Here is a 17452-nt window from a genome sequence, read left to right as displayed (position 1 = left end):
TGGATCGCGGCGTCAGGCCGCGAATTCGATGTTGACGCGCCGGTTCTGCCGGCCCTTGTTTTCCACCTTGCGCACGCTGACCGCGCCGATCTCGCCGGTGCGCGCGATATGCGTGCCGCCGCAGGCCTGCAGGTCGAGCGGCTGGTCGACGCCGACCACCTCGATCAGCCGCACGCGGCCGAGGCCCATCGGCGGCTTCACCGCCATGGTCTTGACCAGCTCCGGGTTGCCGAGCAGGTCCTCGTCGGTGATCCAGCGCGCGGTCACCGCATGGTCGCCGGCGATCAGGGCGTTCAGCTTTTCGGTCAGCGTCTCCTTGTCGGGGATGCTGTCGGCCATGTCGAAATCGAGCCGGCCCTTGCCGTCGCCGACCTGGCCGCCGGTGACCGGGAAGGGCACCAGCGCCGACAGCAGATGCAGGCAGGTATGCATGCGCATCAGCCGGTGGCGGCGTTCCCAGTCGATTTCGAGCTTGCCGCTGGCGCCGACCTTCAGTGCCGCGCTGCCGCTGCCTGCCACATGGATGATGCCGTCCGGGCCGTCGCCCTTGATGGTGTTGGTGATCGCGATGATCTCGCCGGACGCCAGCAGCAGCCGGCCGCTGTCGCCGGGCTGGCCGCCGCCGGTGGGGTAGAAGACCGTGCGGTCGGTCTGGAAGCCGCGCTCGTCGACGGCGGTGATCACCGCGTCGCAGTCTTTCAGATAGGCATCTTCGCGGAACAGGAACTCGGTCATCGCCAGCCTCACGCCATCCACGGCGGAACCGGCAGGTTCTTCGACCGCAGGAATTCCGGATTGAACATCTTGCTCTGGTAGCGCGCGCCGCCGTCGCACAGGATGGTGACGATGGTGTGGCCGGGGCCCATCTGTTTCGCCAGCCGGATCGCCGCGGCGACGTTGATGCCGCTGGAGCCGCCGAGCACCAGGCCCTCGTGCTGCACCAGGTCGTAGACCACCGGCAGGGCTTCCTCGTCGGGGATCTGGAAGGCGTCGTCGGGCGTGATGCCTTCGAGGTTGGCGGTGATGCGGCCCTGGCCGATGCCCTCGGTGATCGAGCTGCCCTCGGATTTCAGTTCGCCGGTCTTGTAGTAGCTGTAGAGCGCGGCGCCCATCGGATCGGCCAGCGCGACCCGCACCTTCGGGTTCTGCTCCTTCAGGGCCATCAGGATGCCGGCGAGGGTGCCGCCGGAGCCGACCGCGCAGGTGAAGCCGTCGACCTTGCCGCCGGTCTGCTGCCAGATTTCCGGCCCCGTGGTGCGGTAATGCGCCTCGCGGTTGGCGACATTGTCGAACTGGTTGGCCCAGATGGCGCCATTCGGTTCGGTCTTCGCCATTTCCTCGGCCAGCCGGCCGGAATATTTCACGTAGTTGTCGGGGTTCTTGTAGGGCACTGCGGGCACCAGCCGCAGGTCGGCGCCGCACAGCCGCAGGAAGTCCTTCTTCTCCTGGCTCTGGGTCTCCGGCATCACGATGACGCTCCTGAAGCCCATGGCATTGGCCACCAGCGCCAGGCCGATGCCGGTATTGCCGGCGGTGCCTTCGACGATGGTGCCGCCGGGCCTGAGCGCGCCGCGGCGGATCGCGTCCTGCACGATGAACAGCGCGGCGCGATCCTTCACCGAGCCGCCGGGATTCATGAACTCGGCCTTGCCGTAAATCTCGCAGCCGGTGCTCTCGGAGGCATGCTTCAGGCGGATCAGCGGCGTGCGGCCGATGCTGTCGATAAAGTCCTTGCGAATATCCATGACGCTTCCGGTGGATGGGCCGCAACCGCAGGTGCCGGGCCGGTGAAATCTCCCCCTGCCATCCTATACCGGCGGGGGGTCAGGGTCGCAAGCCGCGCGGGTCGCGCCAGGCCTGCTGCAACTGCTCACGGTAGACCTTCAGCCACAGCAGGCCGATGGTGGCCGGCGAATTCGGCATTTTCCCGGCTTCCCACTGGGAAAAGGCCTCGGCGAAGGGCAGGGCGAAAACCCGGATATCCTCGTGCTCGTGGTCGAGGCCGTGGATGCCGCCGGCCTTTGACGCATCGACCTGCGCGCAGAACATGTGAAACCGCTCGCAGCAGAAGCCCGGTGTGGCATAGATCATGCCGATCGGCAGCAGCTCGCCGGTGGCTTCGAGGCCGCTTTCTTCCATCAGCTCGCGGCGGGCGACCTCCTCGATGCTCTCGCCGTCCTCGATCAGGCCGGCAACCGCCTCGACCATCCAGGCGCGGTCGCCGTTGTACAGCGCCGCGGCGCGGAACTGCTCGATCAGCACCACCTGGTCGGTGCGCGGATCGTAGGGCATCACGCAGACGGCATCGCGGCGCCACACGACTTCGCGTGACATCTCCTCGCTCATGCCGCCGCTGAACAGGCCGTGGCGCAGATGCAGTTCGTCGATTTTCAGGTGACCGCGGAACACCGGCTCCTGGCGGATGACCTCGACGGGGAGGGGCTGGTCTTTCACGGATGGGCGCATGGAACCGGACCTTGTGTCAGAAGCGATTGCAGGAAGCGCCGCTTGTCGCGCCGCTGCCACTGCTGTGGATGCCAGTCGGCGAAGTCCGCCGGCAGGCAGGAACCGCCGCGCGGGCTGCGGGCGGCGACGAAGACGCAGGCCCGGCCGGCGGCCTGCTCGTGATCCGGCAGCCGGCGGACCGGCAGCCGGCGTGCGGCATAATCCGGGCCTTCGTAAGCAGCCAGCCGTTCATGGTCGCGCGGCCGGCCGGGTTGGAAGACCAGCCCGCGGATGCAACCGGCCGGTGCCGGCACCAGCACGGGATAGCGGCGGCCCTTGGCGATTTTGCGGCGAAAACCTGTCAAAATCGCGGGCGTGAACTGGCGCCGGCTCGGCCGGTAGCCGAGCACGAGGCGCAGGACATCCGGATCGCACAGCGTTCCGTAGAAGAAATACGACATGGCAGGGCAGCCTGACGGGTCTGGGGATTGATCCACGGGCAAAAAACCTGCGTACATCTAGTAATCCAGTAGCGGAAGATTCGCAAAGACCATGCCTGCAACCGATCGCCATGACGCTGCACCGGCCGGCGCCACGCCGAATCACCATATCCCGGCCGAGTTGCTGCTCGATTACGCCGCCGGCAGTCTGGCCGAGTCGTGGTCGCTGGTGGTCGCCTGCCATCTGACGCTCTGCCCGCACTGCCGCCGCGAGCTGGCGGCGCTCGAACAGCTTGGCGGCCGCCTGCTGGAGCAGGGCGAGGCCCGGCCGATGCAGCCGGGCGCCTTCGCGGCAATTGCGGCACGGCTCGGGCCGCAGGAGCCAGTGAACGACCGCATCCGCCCGGCCGGTGACGGCCGGCTGCCGGCTCCGCTGCATGACTATATCGCCGGCGGCGTCGACCATATCCCCTGGCGCTGGAGCGGTACGGGGCTGAAGGCCTGCTCCCTGCCGGTGCGCAAGGCGCGCGGCGGCATGGCCACATTGCTGCGGGTCGCGCCGGGTGCCGGCCTGCCGCTGCATACCCATGGCGGCGACGAGATGACGCTGGTGCTGAGCGGCGGCTATACCGACGAGCGCGGCGCCTTCCGGCGCGGCGATGTCGAGGTCGCCGATGGCGGCATCAAGCACCGCCCGGTCGCCATGCCGGGCGAGCCCTGCATCTGCCTGGCGGTGACCGACGCGCCGCTGCGCTTCCGTGGCCGGCTCGGCTGGCTGCTCAATCACTGGGCCAGGCTGTCGTCGTGACGGCCCGGCAATGAGCGCCTCGGCCGTGAGCACGCCCGGGGTCGTCTGGATCACCGGTGCCGGCTCCGGCATCGGACGGGCGACGGCCCTGCGCTTCCTGCGTGCGGGCGCCATGGTCGCCGGCACCGCGCGGCGGGCGGAGACGCTGGAGGCGGTCGCTGCCGCGGCCCGCGATTTCACCGGCCGGTTCCATGCCCTGCCGGCCGACCTGACCGACAGCGCGGCCACCGGGGACGTGGTGCGCCGGATCGAGCGGGACATCGGCCCGCTGCGGCTCGCGCTGCTGAATGCCGGCAGCCACGAGCCGACGCCGGGCAATGCTTTCCGCGCCGATGCGGTGCGCCGCCTGCTCGACAGCAATGTGATGACGGTGGCCAACAGCCTGCAGGCGGTCCTGCCGCCCCTGCTGGCGCGCCGGGCCGGCCAGATTGCCATCGTTGCCTCGGTGGCGGGCTACAGCGGCCTGCCGACGGCGGCGGCCTATGGCGCCAGCAAGGCGGCGCTGATCAACATGGCCGAGGCACTTCGTCTTGACCTGCAGGACAGCGGCGTTGCCGTGCGTCTGGTCTGTCCGGGTTTCGTGCGCACGCCGTTGACCGACCGCAACAGCTTCCCGATGCCGTTTCTTATGCCCGTCGAAGCGGCCGCCGAACGGCTGTGGCACGGGCTGGAATTCGGCCAGGGTTTCGAGATCGTCTTCCCGCGCCGTTTCGCCCTGATTCTCAAGACGCTGCGGCTGCTGCCCTATGCAGCCTATTTTCCGCTGGTGCGGCGGATGACGCGATGACCGCTGCGCCGCAGGATGGCCGCGACGCGGTGGGCGAGGGGCTGGACCGCTATCTCCGTTTCCTGGCCGGGCTGACGCCGGAAACCCTCGACGGGCTCGACGGTCTGGTCTGCGACGATGTGCATTTCCGCGACCCGTTCAGCGACGTGCGCGGCCGGGCGGCGATGAAGACGATTTTCGCCGCGATGTACCGCGACTGCACGGATGTCGCTTTCGTCATCGACGGTGTGCTGCGCCAGGACGCCATGGCCATGGTGAAGTGGAGCTTCCGCTTCCGCCCGAAACGGTTTGGCGGCGCGCAGCCATGGACCGCCATCGGGGTGAGCGAGCTGCATCTGGCACCCGATGGCCGCATCGCGGCGCATCTCGATTACTGGGATGCCGGATCGCAGTTCTATGCCCGGCTGCCGTTGCTCGGCCCGCTGGTGCGCTTCGTGCGGCGCCGCCTGCAGCATCACTGAGCGGCATCACTGACTGGCCGCCGGCATCAGGCCCGACGGAAGCCGTAATGCGCCACGTCGATGGTGCCGGCGTTGAAGCCGCCCTCGCAATAGGCCAGATAGTACCGCCACATGCGGCGGAAGCGGTCGTCGAACCCCATCTCGCGGATTTCCGGCCAGGCCGCCTCGAACCGCTGCCGCCATTCGCACAGGGTGCGCGCATAATCGGCCCCGAAGCTGAAGCGGTCGGTGACCGCGAGGCCGGCCGCCGCGCCCTGTGCCGTGATGGCGGCGGGCGGCAGCAGCATGCCGCCGGGAAAGATATAGGCCTGGATGAAATCCATGGTGCCGCGATAGTCATCGAAAAGATCGTCGGCAATGGTGATCGCCTGCAGGCCGATGCGGCCGTCCGGTTTCAGCCGCGCGCGCAGCTGGCGGAAATACACCGGCCAGTATTTCTCGCCGACCGCCTCGATCATCTCGATGGAGGCGATGGCGTCGTAGCGGCCACCGAGGTCGCGATAGTCGCGCAGCTCGACCTGCACGCGCTCGCCCAGTCCTTCGCGCTGGATGCGCGCCGCCACATAATCATGCTGCTCGCGGCTGATGGTGACGGCATGGACCTGTACACCGAATTCGCGCGCCGCCAGGCTGGCGAAGCCGCCCCAGCCGCAGCCGATCTCCAGCACGCGGTCGTTGGGGCGCAGGGCCAGCACCGCACCGGCCAGCCGGCGGTACTTGTTGGCCTGGGCTTCTTCCAGGCTTTCGTCGCCGCGCTGCCACAGCGCCGCCGAATAGGTCATCGAGGCGTCGAGCCAGCGGGCATAGAAGGCATTGCCGAGATCGTAATGGCGGGCAATGTTGCGCCGGCTGCCGCGCCGGCTGTTGGCGGCCAGCGCGAAGCCGATGCGGCGCGCGAGCCGCAGCCAGGGCCGGCCCATCAGGGTGTCGTCGAGGTCGCCGTTGCGGCAGGCAAACTCGGTCAGGGCTGCGAGGTCGTCGCTGTCGAAGGCGCCGTCGATATAGGCACCGCCGACCGCGAGGTTACCGCCCAGCAGCAGGTCGCGGGCGAGCCGGTGGTCATGGATCTGCAGTGTCGCGGCCGGGCCGGGCTCGCTGCCGCAGACGGCCACGCTGCGGCCGTCCGGCAGGGTGATGGTCAGGCTGCCATGGCTGATGCGCGGCGCCAGCGACAGCATCAGCCGGGTCCAGCGCGGCACCCCGCGCAGGTGCAGGCCATGCTGGATCGACTGCAGCCGGATCGGTTCGCTGTCGGTGCGCCGGGCGGCCGGTTCGTCCTGCCAGGTCAGGCTGCCCTGTGCGATCGCTTCCGCTGCGGCCTGCAGCGGCGGCTTGCGGTCGGCATAGGCGTCAGTCATCCGGAGTCTCCGTTCGGGTCATGGGCGTGTCGCCGGCTGACTGCCGGAGACCGGTTCGGCCGGCGGCCGGCGCCAGCGGAAAAACGCGGCGCCCTTGCGCCAGAGCTGCAGCGCCTGCCAGTGGATGCCGGCGATCACTTTTACGGTCATCAGCGGATGGCGGATGACGGCGGCCAGCAGATTGCGGTCGGTCAGCGGTTCCTGCCGGCCGGTCTGGCTGGCGATCAGTTGCAGCGCGCCGCCCGGGCCGGTCTGGCGGATCACCAGGCCGATGGTGCGGCCGGGCGGCAGCACGCGGAAGCGGTAGGCGCCGTCGAGCGGCAGGAATGGCGAGACATGGAACCGCTTGGCCGCCTGCTGTTCGAAGGGCGCCGCCGCATCGGCCGTGTCGGGCACCGCGATCAGATAGCCGTGCTGGTCGCCGAAGGTATTCTTCACCTCGTAGAGCGTGGCGCGCAGGCGGCCAGCCGCGTCATGGCAGAAATAGACGCTGAGCGGATTGAACACATAGCCGAACAGGCGGGGGAAGCAGAACAGCAGGATACGATGGCCGGCCTCGGCAAGGCCATGCTGCTGCAGGGCCGCCTCGACCCAGGGCCTGAGCGGCGTGCCGTCGCGCGGGCCATGGTCGCGGTCGTGGAAGCTGACCAGGCCGAAGCGGTTGTGTCGTAGCAGGCGCGAGGCCCGGGCGACCTGCGGCAGCCGGTCGATGTCGAGCAGCAGCGAGAAGACGCGATATTCAAAGCGGTGGCGGAACGGCAGCAGCCGCTCATGCACCACCCGGCAGCGATACAGGCTCGCGTCAGGCAGCATCATTCGGCCGCCTGCTGCCGTGGCGGAACGCTGTCGGCAAACGGAGCGTCGACGCCGAGCGCGGCCGCCACCTGCAGGCCGGCGGTCAGGCCGTCCTCGTGGAAGCCGTAACGGCACCAGGCACCGCAGAACCACAGGCGATCCTTGCCCTGGATCTCCGGCAACCGCGCCTGGGCGGCGATGGCAGCGCTGTCGAACAGCGGATGTTCGTAGGCGAATTCGGCGAAGGTCTTGTCGGCCGCCGGCTCGGTCACCGGATTGAGCGTCACGAACAGCGGATGGCGGTCGTCGATGCCCTGCAGCCGGTTCATCCAGTAGGTCAGTGCCACCCGGCGCTGCAGGTCGCGGCGCGGTTCCGAGAGATAGTTCCAGCTCGACCAGACCTGGCGGCGGCGCGGCATCAGTGCCGGATCGCGGTGCAGCACGGCGCGGTTCGGCTGGAAACGGAAACACGACAGCAGGGTCCGCTCTTCCGGCGTGGCGCCGTCGCCCAGCAGTTCGAGCGCCTGGTCGCCATGGCAGGCCAGCACGACCTGGTCGAAATGCCGGGTCTGCCCGCCGGCAACGAGGGTCACGCCGCGGCTGTCGCGCAGCAGGCTGCGCACCGGCGTGTCGAGATGCAGGGCGAAGCCGCCGGTGGCGATCAGGCGGCGCACATACTTGCGGCTGCCGCCGGCCACCGTCGACCATTGCGGCCGGTCCTGCAGGCCGAGCAGGCCGTGGTTGTGGAAAAAACGGATGAAGGTCTCGGCGGGAAAATCCGTCATGCCACCCAGCGGTGTCGACCAGATCGCCGCGCCCATCGGCAGCAGATAGTCCAGCATGAAGGCTTCGCCGTAGCGGCCGTCCTGCAGGTATTCGCCCAGCGTACGGCCCGGCAGCCGACCGGTATCGAGGTCGGCCACGGCATGGCGATTGAAGCGCAGGATGTCGCGCAGCATGCCGTGAAAGGAGGGCCGCAGCAGGTTGCGCTTTTGCGCGAACAGCGTGGCGAGGCCGCTGCCGCTCCATTCAAGCCGGCCGCGCCGTGCGGCATCGCCGACCGACACGGCGAACGACATGTCGCTTGCGATCGACGGCACCTGCAACTGCGCGAACAGCCGCAGCAGGTTCGGATAGTTGCGGTCGTTGAAGACGATGAAGCCGGTATCGACCGGAATGCTGTGGCCATCGTAATCGACGGTGACGGTGTTGCTGTGGCCGCCGGCATAGCGGTTGGCCTCGAAGACAGTGACGTCATGGCGCTGCGCCAGCGCCCAGGCAGCGCCGAGCCCGCTGACCCCGGCGCCGATCACGGCGATGCGCTGCCGCCGGCCACTGTTGTCTGTCATCAATCCCCCACTGCCTCGCGGCCATCATTACGCAGGCTGGCGAAAGCCGCCAGTGCCGCCTTGCGCGCCCGGTCGTGATCGACCACCGGCTCCGGGTATGTGCGGCCGAGGCTCACGCCGGCCTGCCGCAGCACGTCTGGCGGGGCGGTCCACGGCTTGTGAATGAATGTGTCGGGCAGCTTTGCAAGCTCTGGCAGCCAACGCCGGATGTAGCGGACGTCCGGATCGAATTTTTCGCCCTGCAGCACCGGATTGAAGATGCGGAAATACGGCGCGGCATCGGCGCCCGATCCGGCGACCCATTGCCAGCTTGCGGCATTGCTGGCGAGGTCGGCGTCGACCAGCGTGTCCCAGAACCAGGCGGCGCCATGGCGCCAGTGCTGGCGCAGGTGCTTGACCAGGAAGGAGGCGGCGATCATGCGCACCCGGTTGTGCATCCAGCCGGTCTGCCACAGCTCGCGCATGCCGGCATCGACCAGCGGATAGCCGGTGCGGCCGCGCTGCCAGCAGTGCAGCAGGGCGGCGTCGTCGCGCCACGGGAAGGCGTCGAAATCGGGACGGAAGTTGCGCTCCGGCAGATCGGGGACGTGATAGAGCAGGTGATGCGAGAACTCGCGCCAGCCCAGTTCGGCGAGGAATTTTTCGGCACTGCCCGTGGCACCGTCATTCCGGCCGGCGCGCAGCAGCACCGCCTGCCGGATCTGGCGCGGGCCGATCTCGCCGAAATGCAGATGCGGCGACAGCCGCGAGGTGACGGCACGGTCAGGGTGGTCGCGACCCTCGGCATAGCCGGGCAGGGCGGCATCGAGGAACTCGGCCAGGCGCGCGGCGGCGCCGGCCTCGCCCGGCTGCCAGGTCTCGCGCAGCCCACCGGCCCAGTCAGGCTGTTGCGGCCGCAGGCCGAGCGCGTCGAGGCGCAGGCCGGCGGGACTATCGGTGCAGGGCGTCAGGCTCTGCGGTGCCGGTTGCGGCGCTGCGGGTGGCGGTCCGGCGCGGCAGGCCCGCCAGAACGGCGAGAAGACGCGGAACCAGCCCTTGCTCCGGGTCTGCACCGTCCAGGGTTCATGCAGCAGCGCGCTGTTGCCGGTCTCGACGGTCAGGCCGGCCTGGCGCAGCATCGCCTTGATCGTCGTATCGCGACGGATCGCCGCCGGCTCATAGCAGCGGTTCCAGTACACCGCGCCGGCCCCGGTCCGCCGCGCCAGCTCGGGCAGCAGCAGCATCGGATCGCCGCGCAGCAGCAGCAGGCCGGCGCCATAGCGTCGCCGCAGGTCGGCCTGCAGGGCGGCCAGGCTGTAATGCAGCCACCAGCGGCTGGCGCCGCCCGGCTGCCAATCCTGGGAAACAGTGTCGAGGATATAGACCGGCAGCACCGGTCGCCCTGTCGCCGCCGCGGCGACCAGCGCCGGATTGTCGGCCAGCCGCAGGTCCTGCCGGAACCACAGGATGGCTGGAGCCTGAATGTCTGCTGTCACGATTGCCCTGCCGCCAGCCTGTTGTCGTATCAGATACGCAGGCGGAGGCGGCGTGGATCACCGTGTCACGGGGGAGACCGGAAAAGGACGCGTCAGCGCTCGGTCTGGTCGGGATCGCGTTCCAGCAGGCGCAGGGCCAGCGAGGCGGCCTGGGTGCGGTTGAAGACCTGCAGCTTGGAGAAAATCTGCCGCAGGTGCGCCTTCACGGTCACTTCCTGCACGCCGAGGCGGATGGCGATGGCCTTGTTCGAGTCGCCCTGGCTGACCCATTTCAGCACTTCGCGTTCGCGATCGGTCAGCGTGGCGAGACGCGGATCGACGGCTTCATTGGCCACCGCCAGCTGGCGCGGCCGTGCCTCGCTGTCGAGCTCCTGGCGCAGCAGCCGCAGCAGCTCGCGGTCGTCGGCGCCGTCGCGGGCGCGTTCGGTGATGCTGGCGTATTTCGCCGCGGCGATATGGGCCGGCAGGCCATCTTCGTAGAGCCTGAGCGCCTTCACCACGGTGAGGATCATGCTCTGCTGGGTGATCTCGGTCTTTTCCTTGTAGTCGTTGATGCCGTGGTTCGACACCACGGTCAGCGGCGGCGCCTGGCCGGGCTGGCCGGTACGCACCACGATCTGCGTCGACTGGTTGTTCAGGTCGTTGCGGATGTAATCGACCAGCGCGAGGCCGGCATGCTCGGTTTCCATCACCACGTCGAGCAGCACCAGCGCGATGTCCGGATTGTCGCGCATCACATCGCGCGCCTCGGTGGCGGAATAGGCGCTGAGGAAGGCGAGGTTGCGCTTGCGGTAGTTGAAATTGCGCAGCAGCAGCTTGGTCAGCGAATGGACATCGGGCTCGTCATCGACGATCAGCAGCTTCCACGGCGACCGCTCGCCGGGCGGGCGGGTGCCGCCGCGCCGGTCGTCGCCGTCCTCGATGAATTTGACCGAAGGTTCGATCAAGGCCAGTCCTCGCTCGTTTGGCGAGTATATTAGCCGAGTATTCTACGCAACGGAATGCATTCCGCGGGAAATGTGACGGCCAGGAGGCAGCCGCCGGCACTCAGGCCGTGCGGACCACCCGGGTATCGGCGGGGCCGAGCCGGCGGCCGTCCGCGGCATGCAGCTCCAGCGCCTGCACCGGCAGGCCATCGACCCGGTCGACCAGCACGGTCGGGCTGGCGCCGCCGGGAAACTGGTATGTGTCGCCCCACTGCCGCAGGGCGACCAGCACCCAGTAGAGGTCGCGGCCCTTCGGGGTCAGGCGGTATTCCCGGTGCTGGCTGCCATCGGCCACCGGCACGGTTTCCAGGATGCCGAGCGCGGTCAGGCTGCGCAGCCGGGCGGCGAGAATATTCTTCGCCATGCCAAGGCTTTTCTGGAATTCGCCGAACCGGCTGAGCCCCAGCAGGGCATCGCGGACGATCAGCAGCGACCACCAGTCGCCGATGGCATCCAGCGAGCGGGCGATCGGGCAGTCGGCAGCCTGGTGACTGGTACGCTTCATGGGGGCGGCTCCTTCCGGCCGGCTTTTGTGGCGGCGGTTACACAACGTCGCGATCAAGGTTGCATATTAAAACCTATGGCCATATACCGCAAGAATAGTTTCATATTGAAACCTAGAGCTGACAGCAGGAGCGTGTCATGAGACTGAAGAACAAGACGGCGCTGATCACCGGCGGCAACAGCGGCATCGGCCTGGCCACCGCGAAAGCCTTCATCGCCGAGGGCGCGCGGGTCGCCATCACCGGCCGCAACCGGGCCACGCTGGATGCCGCGCTGAAGGAGCTCGGCTCCCAGAATGGAGAATCGCGGGCCATCGCCGTGCAGGCCGATGCCACCGACATCGCCGCCACCGAACGGGCCGTCGCCGAAGTGGCCAAAGCTTTCGGCAGGATCGACATCCTGTTCGCCAACGCCGGCATCCCCGGCGCCACGCCGATCGGCGGCACCACGCTGGAGGCCTTCGAGGCCGTGCTGAAGACCAATGTCACCGGCGTGTTCTTCACCGTGCAGGCCGCCGCACCGCATCTGAACGATGGCGCCTCGGTGATCCTGAACGGCTCGGTGATGTCGCAGATGGGCGCGCCCGGCTCCTCGGCCTATGCCGCCAGCAAGGCCGCCGTGCGCGGCATGGCCCGCGTGATGGCGTCCGAACTGGCGGCGCGCAACATCCGCGTCAACACCGTCTCGCCCGGCGCCACCCGCACGCCGATCTGGGACAAGTCGGCGCCGACCGCCGACGCGAAGGTCCAGCTCGAAAAGCGGCTGGCCGGCATGATCCCGCTCGGCCGGCTCGGCGAGGCCGAGGAAATCGCCAGGACGGTCGTCTTCCTCGCTTCGGACGATGCCTCCAACATCACCTCGGCCGAAATCTTCGTCGATGGCGGCACCAACGGCTCGCCGGTCGGCGGGCCGATGCTGCGTGGCTGACGCGTCACAGGTGTGAGAAAAAGAAGAAGAGGGGCCCGGGAAAAGAGAAGCCAGGGCCCCGCTTTTTTATGACCGCTCTGCGGCGACGATCAGGAACATCGGCCGTTCCAGCTCGGCCTGCAGGTCGGGCCGTGCGCGCAGCAGCTCCGGCGATGGCGCCCATTCGACCAGCCGGCGCAGGGCGAAACCGGCATCGAGCAGCGCATTTACCGTCGTCGCCAGCATGCGGTGCTGCTTGATGACGCCGTCGGCCAGCCAGTCGCTGCGCCGCTCGCCCTCGACGGCATAATGGTCGACCGGCCAGCAGCGCGTGCCATCGGCATGCTGCTGCCAGCCGGCCTGGCGCGACGCCATCAGGATCGGGTGTTCGATGCTGAAAACGAAGGCCGCGCCGGGCGCCAGCGCAGCGTGGACGGTTTTCACCAGCCGGGGAAAATCGGCGACGTAATGGAAAGCCAGCGAACTGTAGGCGAGGTCGAAGGCGGCCGGCGGCAGGACGAGCGTATCGAGATCGGCCTGCTCGTAACGGATCGCGCTGTCGGCGGTGTCCGCACGGGCGCGGGCCAGCATGTTGTCCGACAGGTCGAGGCCCAGCACCGATGCCGCGCCATTCTCGCGCGCCCAGCGGGCGAACCAGCCGAAGCCGCAGCCGAGATCGACGACGCGCCGCCCGGCCATGTCGGGCAGCAGGGCGCGGATCGCCGGCCATTCCGGTGCGCCGTCGAGGCCGTGCTGCGAGCGCGGCAGCCGGCTGTAGCCGGCGAAGAAATCGTCGCGGTCGTAGATGTTCTGCGCCATGCGCCCGTCGCCGCTCAGTACAGCCGCGCGGTCAGGATCTTCACGCCGGCATAGCCGAATCCGATGGCAAAGGCACCCTCGAACCAGCGGCGCAGGCGCAGGTAGCCGCGCGCCACCGGTGCGCTGGAGAACAGCAGGGCGTAGCCATGGAAGACCAGCGTGCTCTGCGCGCCGATGGCGAGGATCACGGTGGCCAGATCGGCCGGCGTGGCACCGGCCGGCACGCCGACGGCATAGAGCGCGCCGAAGAACAGGATCGCCTTCGGATTGGTCAGGTGCAGGGCGAGGCCGCTGAGGTACATGCGCTTCAGCGAGGTTTGCCCCCCGTTGTGCAATCCCAGGCCGCGCAGCGCAGGCTCGCCCGGCTTCAGCGCCGAACGCGCCGATTTCACGGCGAGGAAGATCAGGTAGCCGGCGCCGAACCAGCGCAGCACTTCGAACACCCAGGCATTGGCCAGCATCGCCGCGCCCAGCCCGCAGGCGGCCGCCGTCGACCAGACCAGCGAACCGGTGAGAATCCCGGCGGCGACGGCGAGGCCGTATTTGCGGCCCGACTTCATCGCGGTGCCGGCAATCGCCAGCGTGGCGGGGCCGGGGCTGGCAGAGGCCAGCAGCGCGGCGGCGAGAATCAGCGGCAGGTGCAGTCCGTCGGTCATGCTGCAAGCCTCGCCCGGCAGTCCGGGCAAGGCAAGCGCGAAGATGTATCGCGACAATCGGCGGTGCTGCCGGCAGGGAATTCCGGGTGGAAAGCTCCCTGCCGGCGTGATGCAGCATGTGCTTCGTCAGGCCGCCGCCGTCTCGGTGAAATCGGTGCTGAGGGACAGTTCCTCCCAGCGGTCGATCTCCTCGATCACGGCATCCAGCTTCTCTCGTGCCCGCCGCAGCGCATCGCTGCCGAGCAGCAGATGCAGCGGCGGCGTGTCGGCATTCACCGCGGCGATGATCGCCTGCGCGGCGCGGTCGGGATCGCCGAGCTGCCGGCCGGCCATGCCATCCAGCGCGGCGAGGCGGCTGTGCACGCTGGGGGCATAGGCATCGTCCGCGGCGTCGCTGCGGCGGATCGAATGCGCCGACAGGAAGTCGGTACGGAAGGCGCCGGGCGCCACCGCGGTGACGCGGATGCCGAGCGGCGCGACTTCCTGCGCCAGGCCGGCCGAGAAGCCTTCGAGCGCCGCCTTGGCCGCCGAATACAGGGCCGTGCCGGGATTCGGCGCGCGGCCGGCGATCGAGGTGATGTTGACGATATGGCCGCTGCCCTGCCGGCGCAGATGGGGCAGGGCGGCACGGATGATGCGGAACGGCGCGAAGACGTCGACGGCGAACAGCCGCGCGGCCTCGGCATCGCTTGCCTGCTCGACCGCACCGAGCAGGCCGTAGCCGGCATTGTTGACGATCACGTCGATGCGGCCGGCCGCATCGAAGGCGGCCTGCACGGCAGCCTCGGTGGCCGCGGCATCGGCGACGTCGAGAGTGACGACGCGCAGCCGGCCGGCGCTGTCCGGTAGGTCGGGGCTGCCGGAACGCACGGTACCGATGACAGTGTCGCCGGCGGCGAGGGCGGCTTTGGCCAGCGCGAGGCCGAGGCCGCGCGAGATGCCGGTGATGAACCAGGTTTTCATGAGGAAACTCCTTTGTCCTTGCCGGGCAGGAGATACCGGATATGCATCACATTTATAATGGATCGATTTCTGACTGGACTTGTAAGTCCAGCTTAAAAGATGCTGGATGGCGGCATGGACAGCCTGTTATCCGGCAGTGACTACAACCAGCTGCGCGCCTTCGTCGCGGTGGGGGAATTGCTCAGCTTCAGTCGCGCCGCCGAGGCGCTCGGTGTCTCGCCCTCGGCGCTCAGCCAGCTGGTGCGCGGCTTCGAGGAGCGGGTCGGTGTGCGGCTGCTGCAGCGGACCACGCGTTCGGTGGCGCTGACCGAGGCGGGCGAGATGCTGTTCCGCCGGGTGCGGCCGGCGGTGAGTGAACTCGGCGATGCCATCGGCCAGGTGCGGCGGACCCGCAACCGGCCGGCCGGTACCCTGCGCGTGCATGTCTTTCGCTCGGCCGCCGAAAGCTTTCTCGAGCCGATGCTGCCGGCCTTCATGGCCACCTATCCGGAGGTGGTGCTCGACATCACGCTCGACGATGCGGTGGTCGACATGGTGGCGAATGGCTATGACGCGGCGATCCGCATCGGCGAGGTGATCGAGCGCGACATGGTGGCGGTACCGCTCGGCCCCGAGCTGCGGATGGTGGCGGTGGCGACGCCGGCTTACATCGCCGCCCATGGCATGCCGCAGCATCCGCGCGACCTGGTGCGGCACCGCTGCATCCGCTGGCGCTGGCCCGGACATGTCACGCCCTATGCCTGGGAATTCTGCGAGAACGGCACCTGGTTCGAGGTGGCGGTCGACGGCCCGCTGATCGTCAGCGACAAGGATATGGACATTCGCGCCACGCTGCTCGGCCTGGGTATCGGCTTTCCCGCCGAGCATGCGGTGGCGGAGCATATCGCCGCCGGCCGGCTGGTGCCGATGCTGCAGGCATGGTCGGCGCCGTTCCCGGGTTTCTTCCTGTGCTATCCGCAGCAGCGCCAGATGGCGCCGGCCCTGCGCGCCTTCATCGACGCGCTGCGCAATCCGGCCGCCCTGCACATGAAGCAGTCTGCGGAAGACGCGGCGGTCGACCAGCGATTCAGATAAAGGATTCTGGATGAAGGGCACTTCCGATGCCATCGCTGAAGGATGGCTCCGAGGGAGGGATTCGAACCCCCGACCGGGCGGTTAACAGCCGCCTGCTCTACCACTGAGCTACCTCGGATCAGTGCGGCGCGCAACCTAGCGACAGCCGCCCCCGACTGCAAGCCTCCTGTTCGCCGCGCCGGGCAAAAAAGCGGCCGGCCGCCGCAGCCGGCTTTTCCGCAATCATTTCCGATGCTAAGCCGAAGGGGGAGGAGCCGCCGCATGAAGATGGACCGGGCCGAACTTGAGGCCTTTCTCGATACCGAGTTTCCGCAGATGCGGTCGATGCAGTACCGGATCGAATCGTGGGACGGCCGCCTGCTGCGCATGGCGATGCCGGTCGGCGAGCAGAACCTGCGGCCGGGCGGCACCGTTTCGGGCCCCACCATGATGGCGATGGCCGACTGCGCCGCCTATCTGCTGATCCTCGGGCTGATCGGCCCGGTGGCGCTGGCGGTGACGACGAATCTGAACATCAACTTCCTGCGCAAGCCCGGCCTCGACGACCTGATCGCCGAGGCCACCATGCTGAAACTGGGCAAGAGCCTTGCCATCTGCGAAATCGCGCTGCATTCGGCGGGGCAGGATGCCGGCCCGGTCGCCCATGCGGTGCTGACCTATGCGATTCCGCCCGCGAGTCCACCGGCGGCGAAGCCGGCCTGACCGGGCGGCCAAAAGACGGGCCGCTTGTCCGGCGCGCGGCCATCCCTATATCGGTCCGGACGGCGCTGCCGGGATCCCGCCGGCGTGGCGGCCGGGACCGGTCAGCACCGTCTGGGACCGGCCCCGGGCGGGCGCCAGCGGGCCGGAACGGGCAGAAACGGTCCCGAACGGTCACCGGCGGTCACCAGCGGTCCCGAACGGCTCCGAACGGGCAGAAACGGTCACCAGCGGTCAGAAACGGGCACTTCCGGGCCCGGGCGGGGTTGCGGCGGGCAGCCACGGAATCCGGCAAGCCTTTGATTTTACTTGCAGGTAGCGCGGGTATTATAATACCGCTGCATAAATAACTGAAAAACAGGGCAGTTCGCGTTTGACAGGGCCGCGGAAATCGCCATAGTGCGCGCCGATCCGCCCGCCGGCTGTCCGGCGGGTTTCTACGCAAGTCCAGGAAGTCCGATGAAGACCTACAACGCCAAAGAGTCCGAAGTGGACAAGAAGTGGGTGCTGATCGACGCCGAAGGTCTGGTGCTGGGGCGGCTCGCGTCGCTCATCGCCATGCGTCTGCGCGGCAAGCACAAGGCGATTTTCACGCCGAACGCCGATACCGGCGACCACGTCGTCGTCATCAATGCCGAGAAGGTGCGCGTCACCGGCCGTAAGGACCAGCAGAAGGTCTTTTACTGGCATACCGGCCATCCGGGCGGCATCAAGGGCCGCACCATCGGCGAGGGCCTTGCCGGCCGCTTCCCCGAGCGCGTGATCCAGAAGGCCGTCGAGCGCATGCTGCCGAAGGAGAGCCCGCTGGCCCGCCGGCAGCTGACCAAGCTGAAGGTCTACAAGGGCCCGGCCCATCCCCATGAGGCGCAGCAGCCGGTGCTGCTGGATGTCGCCGCGCTCAATCCGAAGAACAAGAGGAACGACTGA

20 protein-coding genes and 1 tRNA gene are annotated in these 17452 nt (G+C 68.4%); 7 read left to right on the top strand and 14 right to left on the bottom strand.

Annotated elements, in window-relative coordinates; genetic code table 11:
* Window positions 1-12: 12 nt before the first annotated feature.
* The 4 genes from ACFOOQ_RS14120 to ACFOOQ_RS14105 all read right to left on the bottom strand — a co-directional run bounded on the left by ACFOOQ_RS14120 (window position 13) and on the right by ACFOOQ_RS14105 (window position 2906).
* Window positions 13-735, bottom strand: a complete 723-nt coding sequence (locus tag ACFOOQ_RS14120) for an alanyl-tRNA editing protein (RefSeq protein ID WP_379727770.1) — start codon at window positions 733-735, stop codon at window positions 13-15.
* A gap of 8 nt (window positions 736-743) precedes the next feature.
* On the bottom strand, window positions 744-1745 hold the full coding sequence (locus ACFOOQ_RS14115; protein ID WP_379727768.1) for a cysteine synthase A: 1002 nt from the start codon (window positions 1743-1745) through the stop codon (window positions 744-746).
* 79 nt (window positions 1746-1824) lie between these two features.
* Entirely contained in the window at window positions 1825-2454 is a 630-nt protein-coding gene (locus ACFOOQ_RS14110) for an NUDIX domain-containing protein (RefSeq protein ID WP_379727766.1), read from the bottom strand.
* Complete coding sequence (locus ACFOOQ_RS14105) at window positions 2451-2906, bottom strand: gamma-glutamylcyclotransferase family protein (protein WP_379727764.1); 456 nt, start codon at window positions 2904-2906, stop codon at window positions 2451-2453. The genes ACFOOQ_RS14110 and ACFOOQ_RS14105 overlap by 4 nt, the downstream gene beginning before the upstream one ends.
* Window positions 2907-2997: 91 nt before the next feature.
* Here ACFOOQ_RS14105 and ACFOOQ_RS14100 point away from each other — a divergent pair, with 91 nt between their 5' ends.
* The 3 genes from ACFOOQ_RS14100 to ACFOOQ_RS14090 are packed head-to-tail and all read left to right on the top strand — an operon-like array spanning window position 2998 to window position 4941.
* Window positions 2998-3693: a ChrR family anti-sigma-E factor gene (locus ACFOOQ_RS14100; RefSeq protein WP_379727762.1), complete on the top strand. Its 696-nt coding sequence runs from the start codon at window positions 2998-3000 to the stop codon at window positions 3691-3693.
* 25 nt (window positions 3694-3718) lie between these two features.
* Window positions 3719-4480, top strand: a complete 762-nt coding sequence (locus ACFOOQ_RS14095; RefSeq protein ID WP_379727759.1) for an SDR family NAD(P)-dependent oxidoreductase — start codon at window positions 3719-3721, stop codon at window positions 4478-4480.
* Window positions 4477-4941: a nuclear transport factor 2 family protein gene (locus tag ACFOOQ_RS14090; protein ID WP_379727757.1), complete on the top strand. Its 465-nt coding sequence runs from the start codon at window positions 4477-4479 to the stop codon at window positions 4939-4941. Before ACFOOQ_RS14095 ends, ACFOOQ_RS14090 begins: the two co-directional genes overlap by 4 nt.
* A gap of 26 nt (window positions 4942-4967) precedes the next feature.
* On the opposite strand, the gene ACFOOQ_RS14085 is transcribed toward ACFOOQ_RS14090, so the two are convergent.
* From ACFOOQ_RS14085 to ACFOOQ_RS14060, 6 genes are all read right to left on the bottom strand, one after another.
* Window positions 4968-6299, bottom strand: coding sequence for a class I SAM-dependent methyltransferase (locus ACFOOQ_RS14085; protein ID WP_379727755.1), 1332 nt, complete (start codon window positions 6297-6299; stop codon window positions 4968-4970).
* Between the two features lie 18 nt (window positions 6300-6317).
* Window positions 6318-7115, bottom strand: coding sequence for a DUF1365 domain-containing protein (locus ACFOOQ_RS14080; protein ID WP_379727753.1), 798 nt, complete (start codon window positions 7113-7115; stop codon window positions 6318-6320).
* A complete protein-coding gene (locus tag ACFOOQ_RS14075; RefSeq protein WP_379727751.1) occupies window positions 7112-8443 on the bottom strand; it encodes an NAD(P)/FAD-dependent oxidoreductase in 1332 nt (443 codons plus the stop codon). Before ACFOOQ_RS14075 ends, ACFOOQ_RS14080 begins: the two co-directional genes overlap by 4 nt.
* Window positions 8443-9918, bottom strand: a complete 1476-nt coding sequence (locus ACFOOQ_RS14070) for a cryptochrome/photolyase family protein (RefSeq protein WP_379727749.1) — start codon at window positions 9916-9918, stop codon at window positions 8443-8445. Before ACFOOQ_RS14070 ends, ACFOOQ_RS14075 begins: the two co-directional genes overlap by 1 nt.
* 92 nt (window positions 9919-10010) lie before the next feature.
* On the bottom strand, window positions 10011-10865 hold the full coding sequence (locus ACFOOQ_RS14065; protein ID WP_379727747.1) for a LuxR C-terminal-related transcriptional regulator: 855 nt from the start codon (window positions 10863-10865) through the stop codon (window positions 10011-10013).
* A 100-nt stretch (window positions 10866-10965) separates the two neighbouring features.
* On the bottom strand, window positions 10966-11409 hold the full coding sequence (locus tag ACFOOQ_RS14060; RefSeq protein ID WP_379727745.1) for a winged helix-turn-helix transcriptional regulator: 444 nt from the start codon (window positions 11407-11409) through the stop codon (window positions 10966-10968).
* A 137-nt stretch (window positions 11410-11546) separates the two neighbouring features.
* On the opposite strand from ACFOOQ_RS14060, the gene ACFOOQ_RS14055 reads away from it, so the two are divergent.
* The gene (locus ACFOOQ_RS14055) at window positions 11547-12335 is read left to right on the top strand and encodes an SDR family NAD(P)-dependent oxidoreductase (protein WP_379727743.1); all 789 of its coding nucleotides are present in this window, start codon (window positions 11547-11549) and stop codon (window positions 12333-12335) included.
* A gap of 66 nt (window positions 12336-12401) precedes the next feature.
* Here ACFOOQ_RS14055 and ACFOOQ_RS14050 read toward each other — a convergent pair whose 3' ends face one another.
* The 3 genes from ACFOOQ_RS14050 to ACFOOQ_RS14040 all read right to left on the bottom strand — a co-directional run bounded on the left by ACFOOQ_RS14050 (window position 12402) and on the right by ACFOOQ_RS14040 (window position 14752).
* Window positions 12402-13133 carry a class I SAM-dependent methyltransferase gene (locus ACFOOQ_RS14050; RefSeq protein ID WP_379727741.1) on the bottom strand — a complete coding sequence of 244 codons (732 nt, stop codon included), beginning with the start codon at window positions 13131-13133 and terminating at the stop codon, window positions 12402-12404.
* Window positions 13134-13147: 14 nt separating this feature from the next.
* Window positions 13148-13789 carry a LysE family translocator gene (locus ACFOOQ_RS14045; RefSeq protein WP_379727739.1) on the bottom strand — a complete coding sequence of 214 codons (642 nt, stop codon included), beginning with the start codon at window positions 13787-13789 and terminating at the stop codon, window positions 13148-13150.
* A gap of 126 nt (window positions 13790-13915) precedes the next feature.
* Window positions 13916-14752 (bottom strand): oxidoreductase, encoded by an 837-nt coding sequence (locus ACFOOQ_RS14040; protein ID WP_379727737.1) that lies wholly within the window; start codon window positions 14750-14752, stop codon window positions 13916-13918.
* A gap of 114 nt (window positions 14753-14866) precedes the next feature.
* On the opposite strand from ACFOOQ_RS14040, the gene ACFOOQ_RS14035 reads away from it, so the two are divergent.
* A complete protein-coding gene (locus tag ACFOOQ_RS14035) occupies window positions 14867-15826 on the top strand; it encodes a LysR family transcriptional regulator (protein WP_379727735.1) in 960 nt (319 codons plus the stop codon).
* Between the two features lie 43 nt (window positions 15827-15869).
* Here ACFOOQ_RS14035 and ACFOOQ_RS14030 read toward each other — a convergent pair.
* Window positions 15870-15944, bottom strand: a tRNA-Asn gene (locus ACFOOQ_RS14030).
* A gap of 143 nt (window positions 15945-16087) precedes the next feature.
* Between ACFOOQ_RS14030 and ACFOOQ_RS14025 the strand changes: the two genes are divergently transcribed.
* Both ACFOOQ_RS14025 and rplM read left to right on the top strand, forming a co-directional pair.
* Window positions 16088-16528 (top strand): PaaI family thioesterase, encoded by a 441-nt coding sequence (locus ACFOOQ_RS14025; RefSeq protein WP_379727733.1) that lies wholly within the window; start codon window positions 16088-16090, stop codon window positions 16526-16528.
* 456 nt (window positions 16529-16984) lie between these two features.
* Window positions 16985-17452 (top strand): 50S ribosomal protein L13, encoded by a 468-nt coding sequence (gene rplM, locus ACFOOQ_RS14020; RefSeq protein ID WP_379727731.1) that lies wholly within the window; start codon window positions 16985-16987, stop codon window positions 17450-17452.

It is taken from the genome of Ferrovibrio xuzhouensis (genome assembly GCF_042648965.1).
GTDB classification, from domain to species: domain Bacteria; phylum Pseudomonadota; class Alphaproteobacteria; order Ferrovibrionales; family Ferrovibrionaceae; genus Ferrovibrio; species Ferrovibrio xuzhouensis.
Note: the sequence above shows the minus strand (reverse complement) of the source record. Positions and strands in the feature narration are given on the sequence as shown.

Excerpts from the sequence above, each read along its gene's own strand:
- ACFOOQ_RS14120 (WP_379727770.1), bottom strand. The coding sequence starts at position 735 with ATGACCGAGTTCCTGTTCCGCGAAGATGCCTATCTGAAAGACTGCGAC.
- ACFOOQ_RS14115 (WP_379727768.1), bottom strand. The coding sequence starts at position 1,745 with ATGGATATTCGCAAGGACTTTATCGACAGCATCGGCCGCACGCCGCTG.
- ACFOOQ_RS14105 (WP_379727764.1), bottom strand. The coding sequence starts at position 2,906 with ATGTCGTATTTCTTCTACGGAACGCTGTGCGATCCGGATGTCCTGCGC.
- ACFOOQ_RS14100 (WP_379727762.1), top strand. The coding sequence starts at position 2,998 with ATGCCTGCAACCGATCGCCATGACGCTGCACCGGCCGGCGCCACGCCG.
- ACFOOQ_RS14090 (WP_379727757.1), top strand. The coding sequence starts at position 4,477 with ATGACCGCTGCGCCGCAGGATGGCCGCGACGCGGTGGGCGAGGGGCTG.
- ACFOOQ_RS14085 (WP_379727755.1), bottom strand. The coding sequence starts at position 6,299 with ATGACTGACGCCTATGCCGACCGCAAGCCGCCGCTGCAGGCCGCAGCG.
- ACFOOQ_RS14080 (WP_379727753.1), bottom strand. The coding sequence starts at position 7,115 with ATGATGCTGCCTGACGCGAGCCTGTATCGCTGCCGGGTGGTGCATGAG.
- ACFOOQ_RS14075 (WP_379727751.1), bottom strand. The coding sequence starts at position 8,443 with ATGACAGACAACAGTGGCCGGCGGCAGCGCATCGCCGTGATCGGCGCC.
- ACFOOQ_RS14060 (WP_379727745.1), bottom strand. The coding sequence starts at position 11,409 with ATGAAGCGTACCAGTCACCAGGCTGCCGACTGCCCGATCGCCCGCTCG.
- ACFOOQ_RS14055 (WP_379727743.1), top strand. The coding sequence starts at position 11,547 with ATGAGACTGAAGAACAAGACGGCGCTGATCACCGGCGGCAACAGCGGC.
- ACFOOQ_RS14050 (WP_379727741.1), bottom strand. The coding sequence starts at position 13,133 with ATGGCGCAGAACATCTACGACCGCGACGATTTCTTCGCCGGCTACAGC.
- ACFOOQ_RS14045 (WP_379727739.1), bottom strand. The coding sequence starts at position 13,789 with ATGACCGACGGACTGCACCTGCCGCTGATTCTCGCCGCCGCGCTGCTG.
- ACFOOQ_RS14040 (WP_379727737.1), bottom strand. The coding sequence starts at position 14,752 with ATGAAAACCTGGTTCATCACCGGCATCTCGCGCGGCCTCGGCCTCGCG.
- ACFOOQ_RS14035 (WP_379727735.1), top strand. The coding sequence starts at position 14,867 with ATGGACAGCCTGTTATCCGGCAGTGACTACAACCAGCTGCGCGCCTTC.
- ACFOOQ_RS14025 (WP_379727733.1), top strand. The coding sequence starts at position 16,088 with ATGAAGATGGACCGGGCCGAACTTGAGGCCTTTCTCGATACCGAGTTT.
- rplM (WP_379727731.1), top strand. The coding sequence starts at position 16,985 with ATGAAGACCTACAACGCCAAAGAGTCCGAAGTGGACAAGAAGTGGGTG.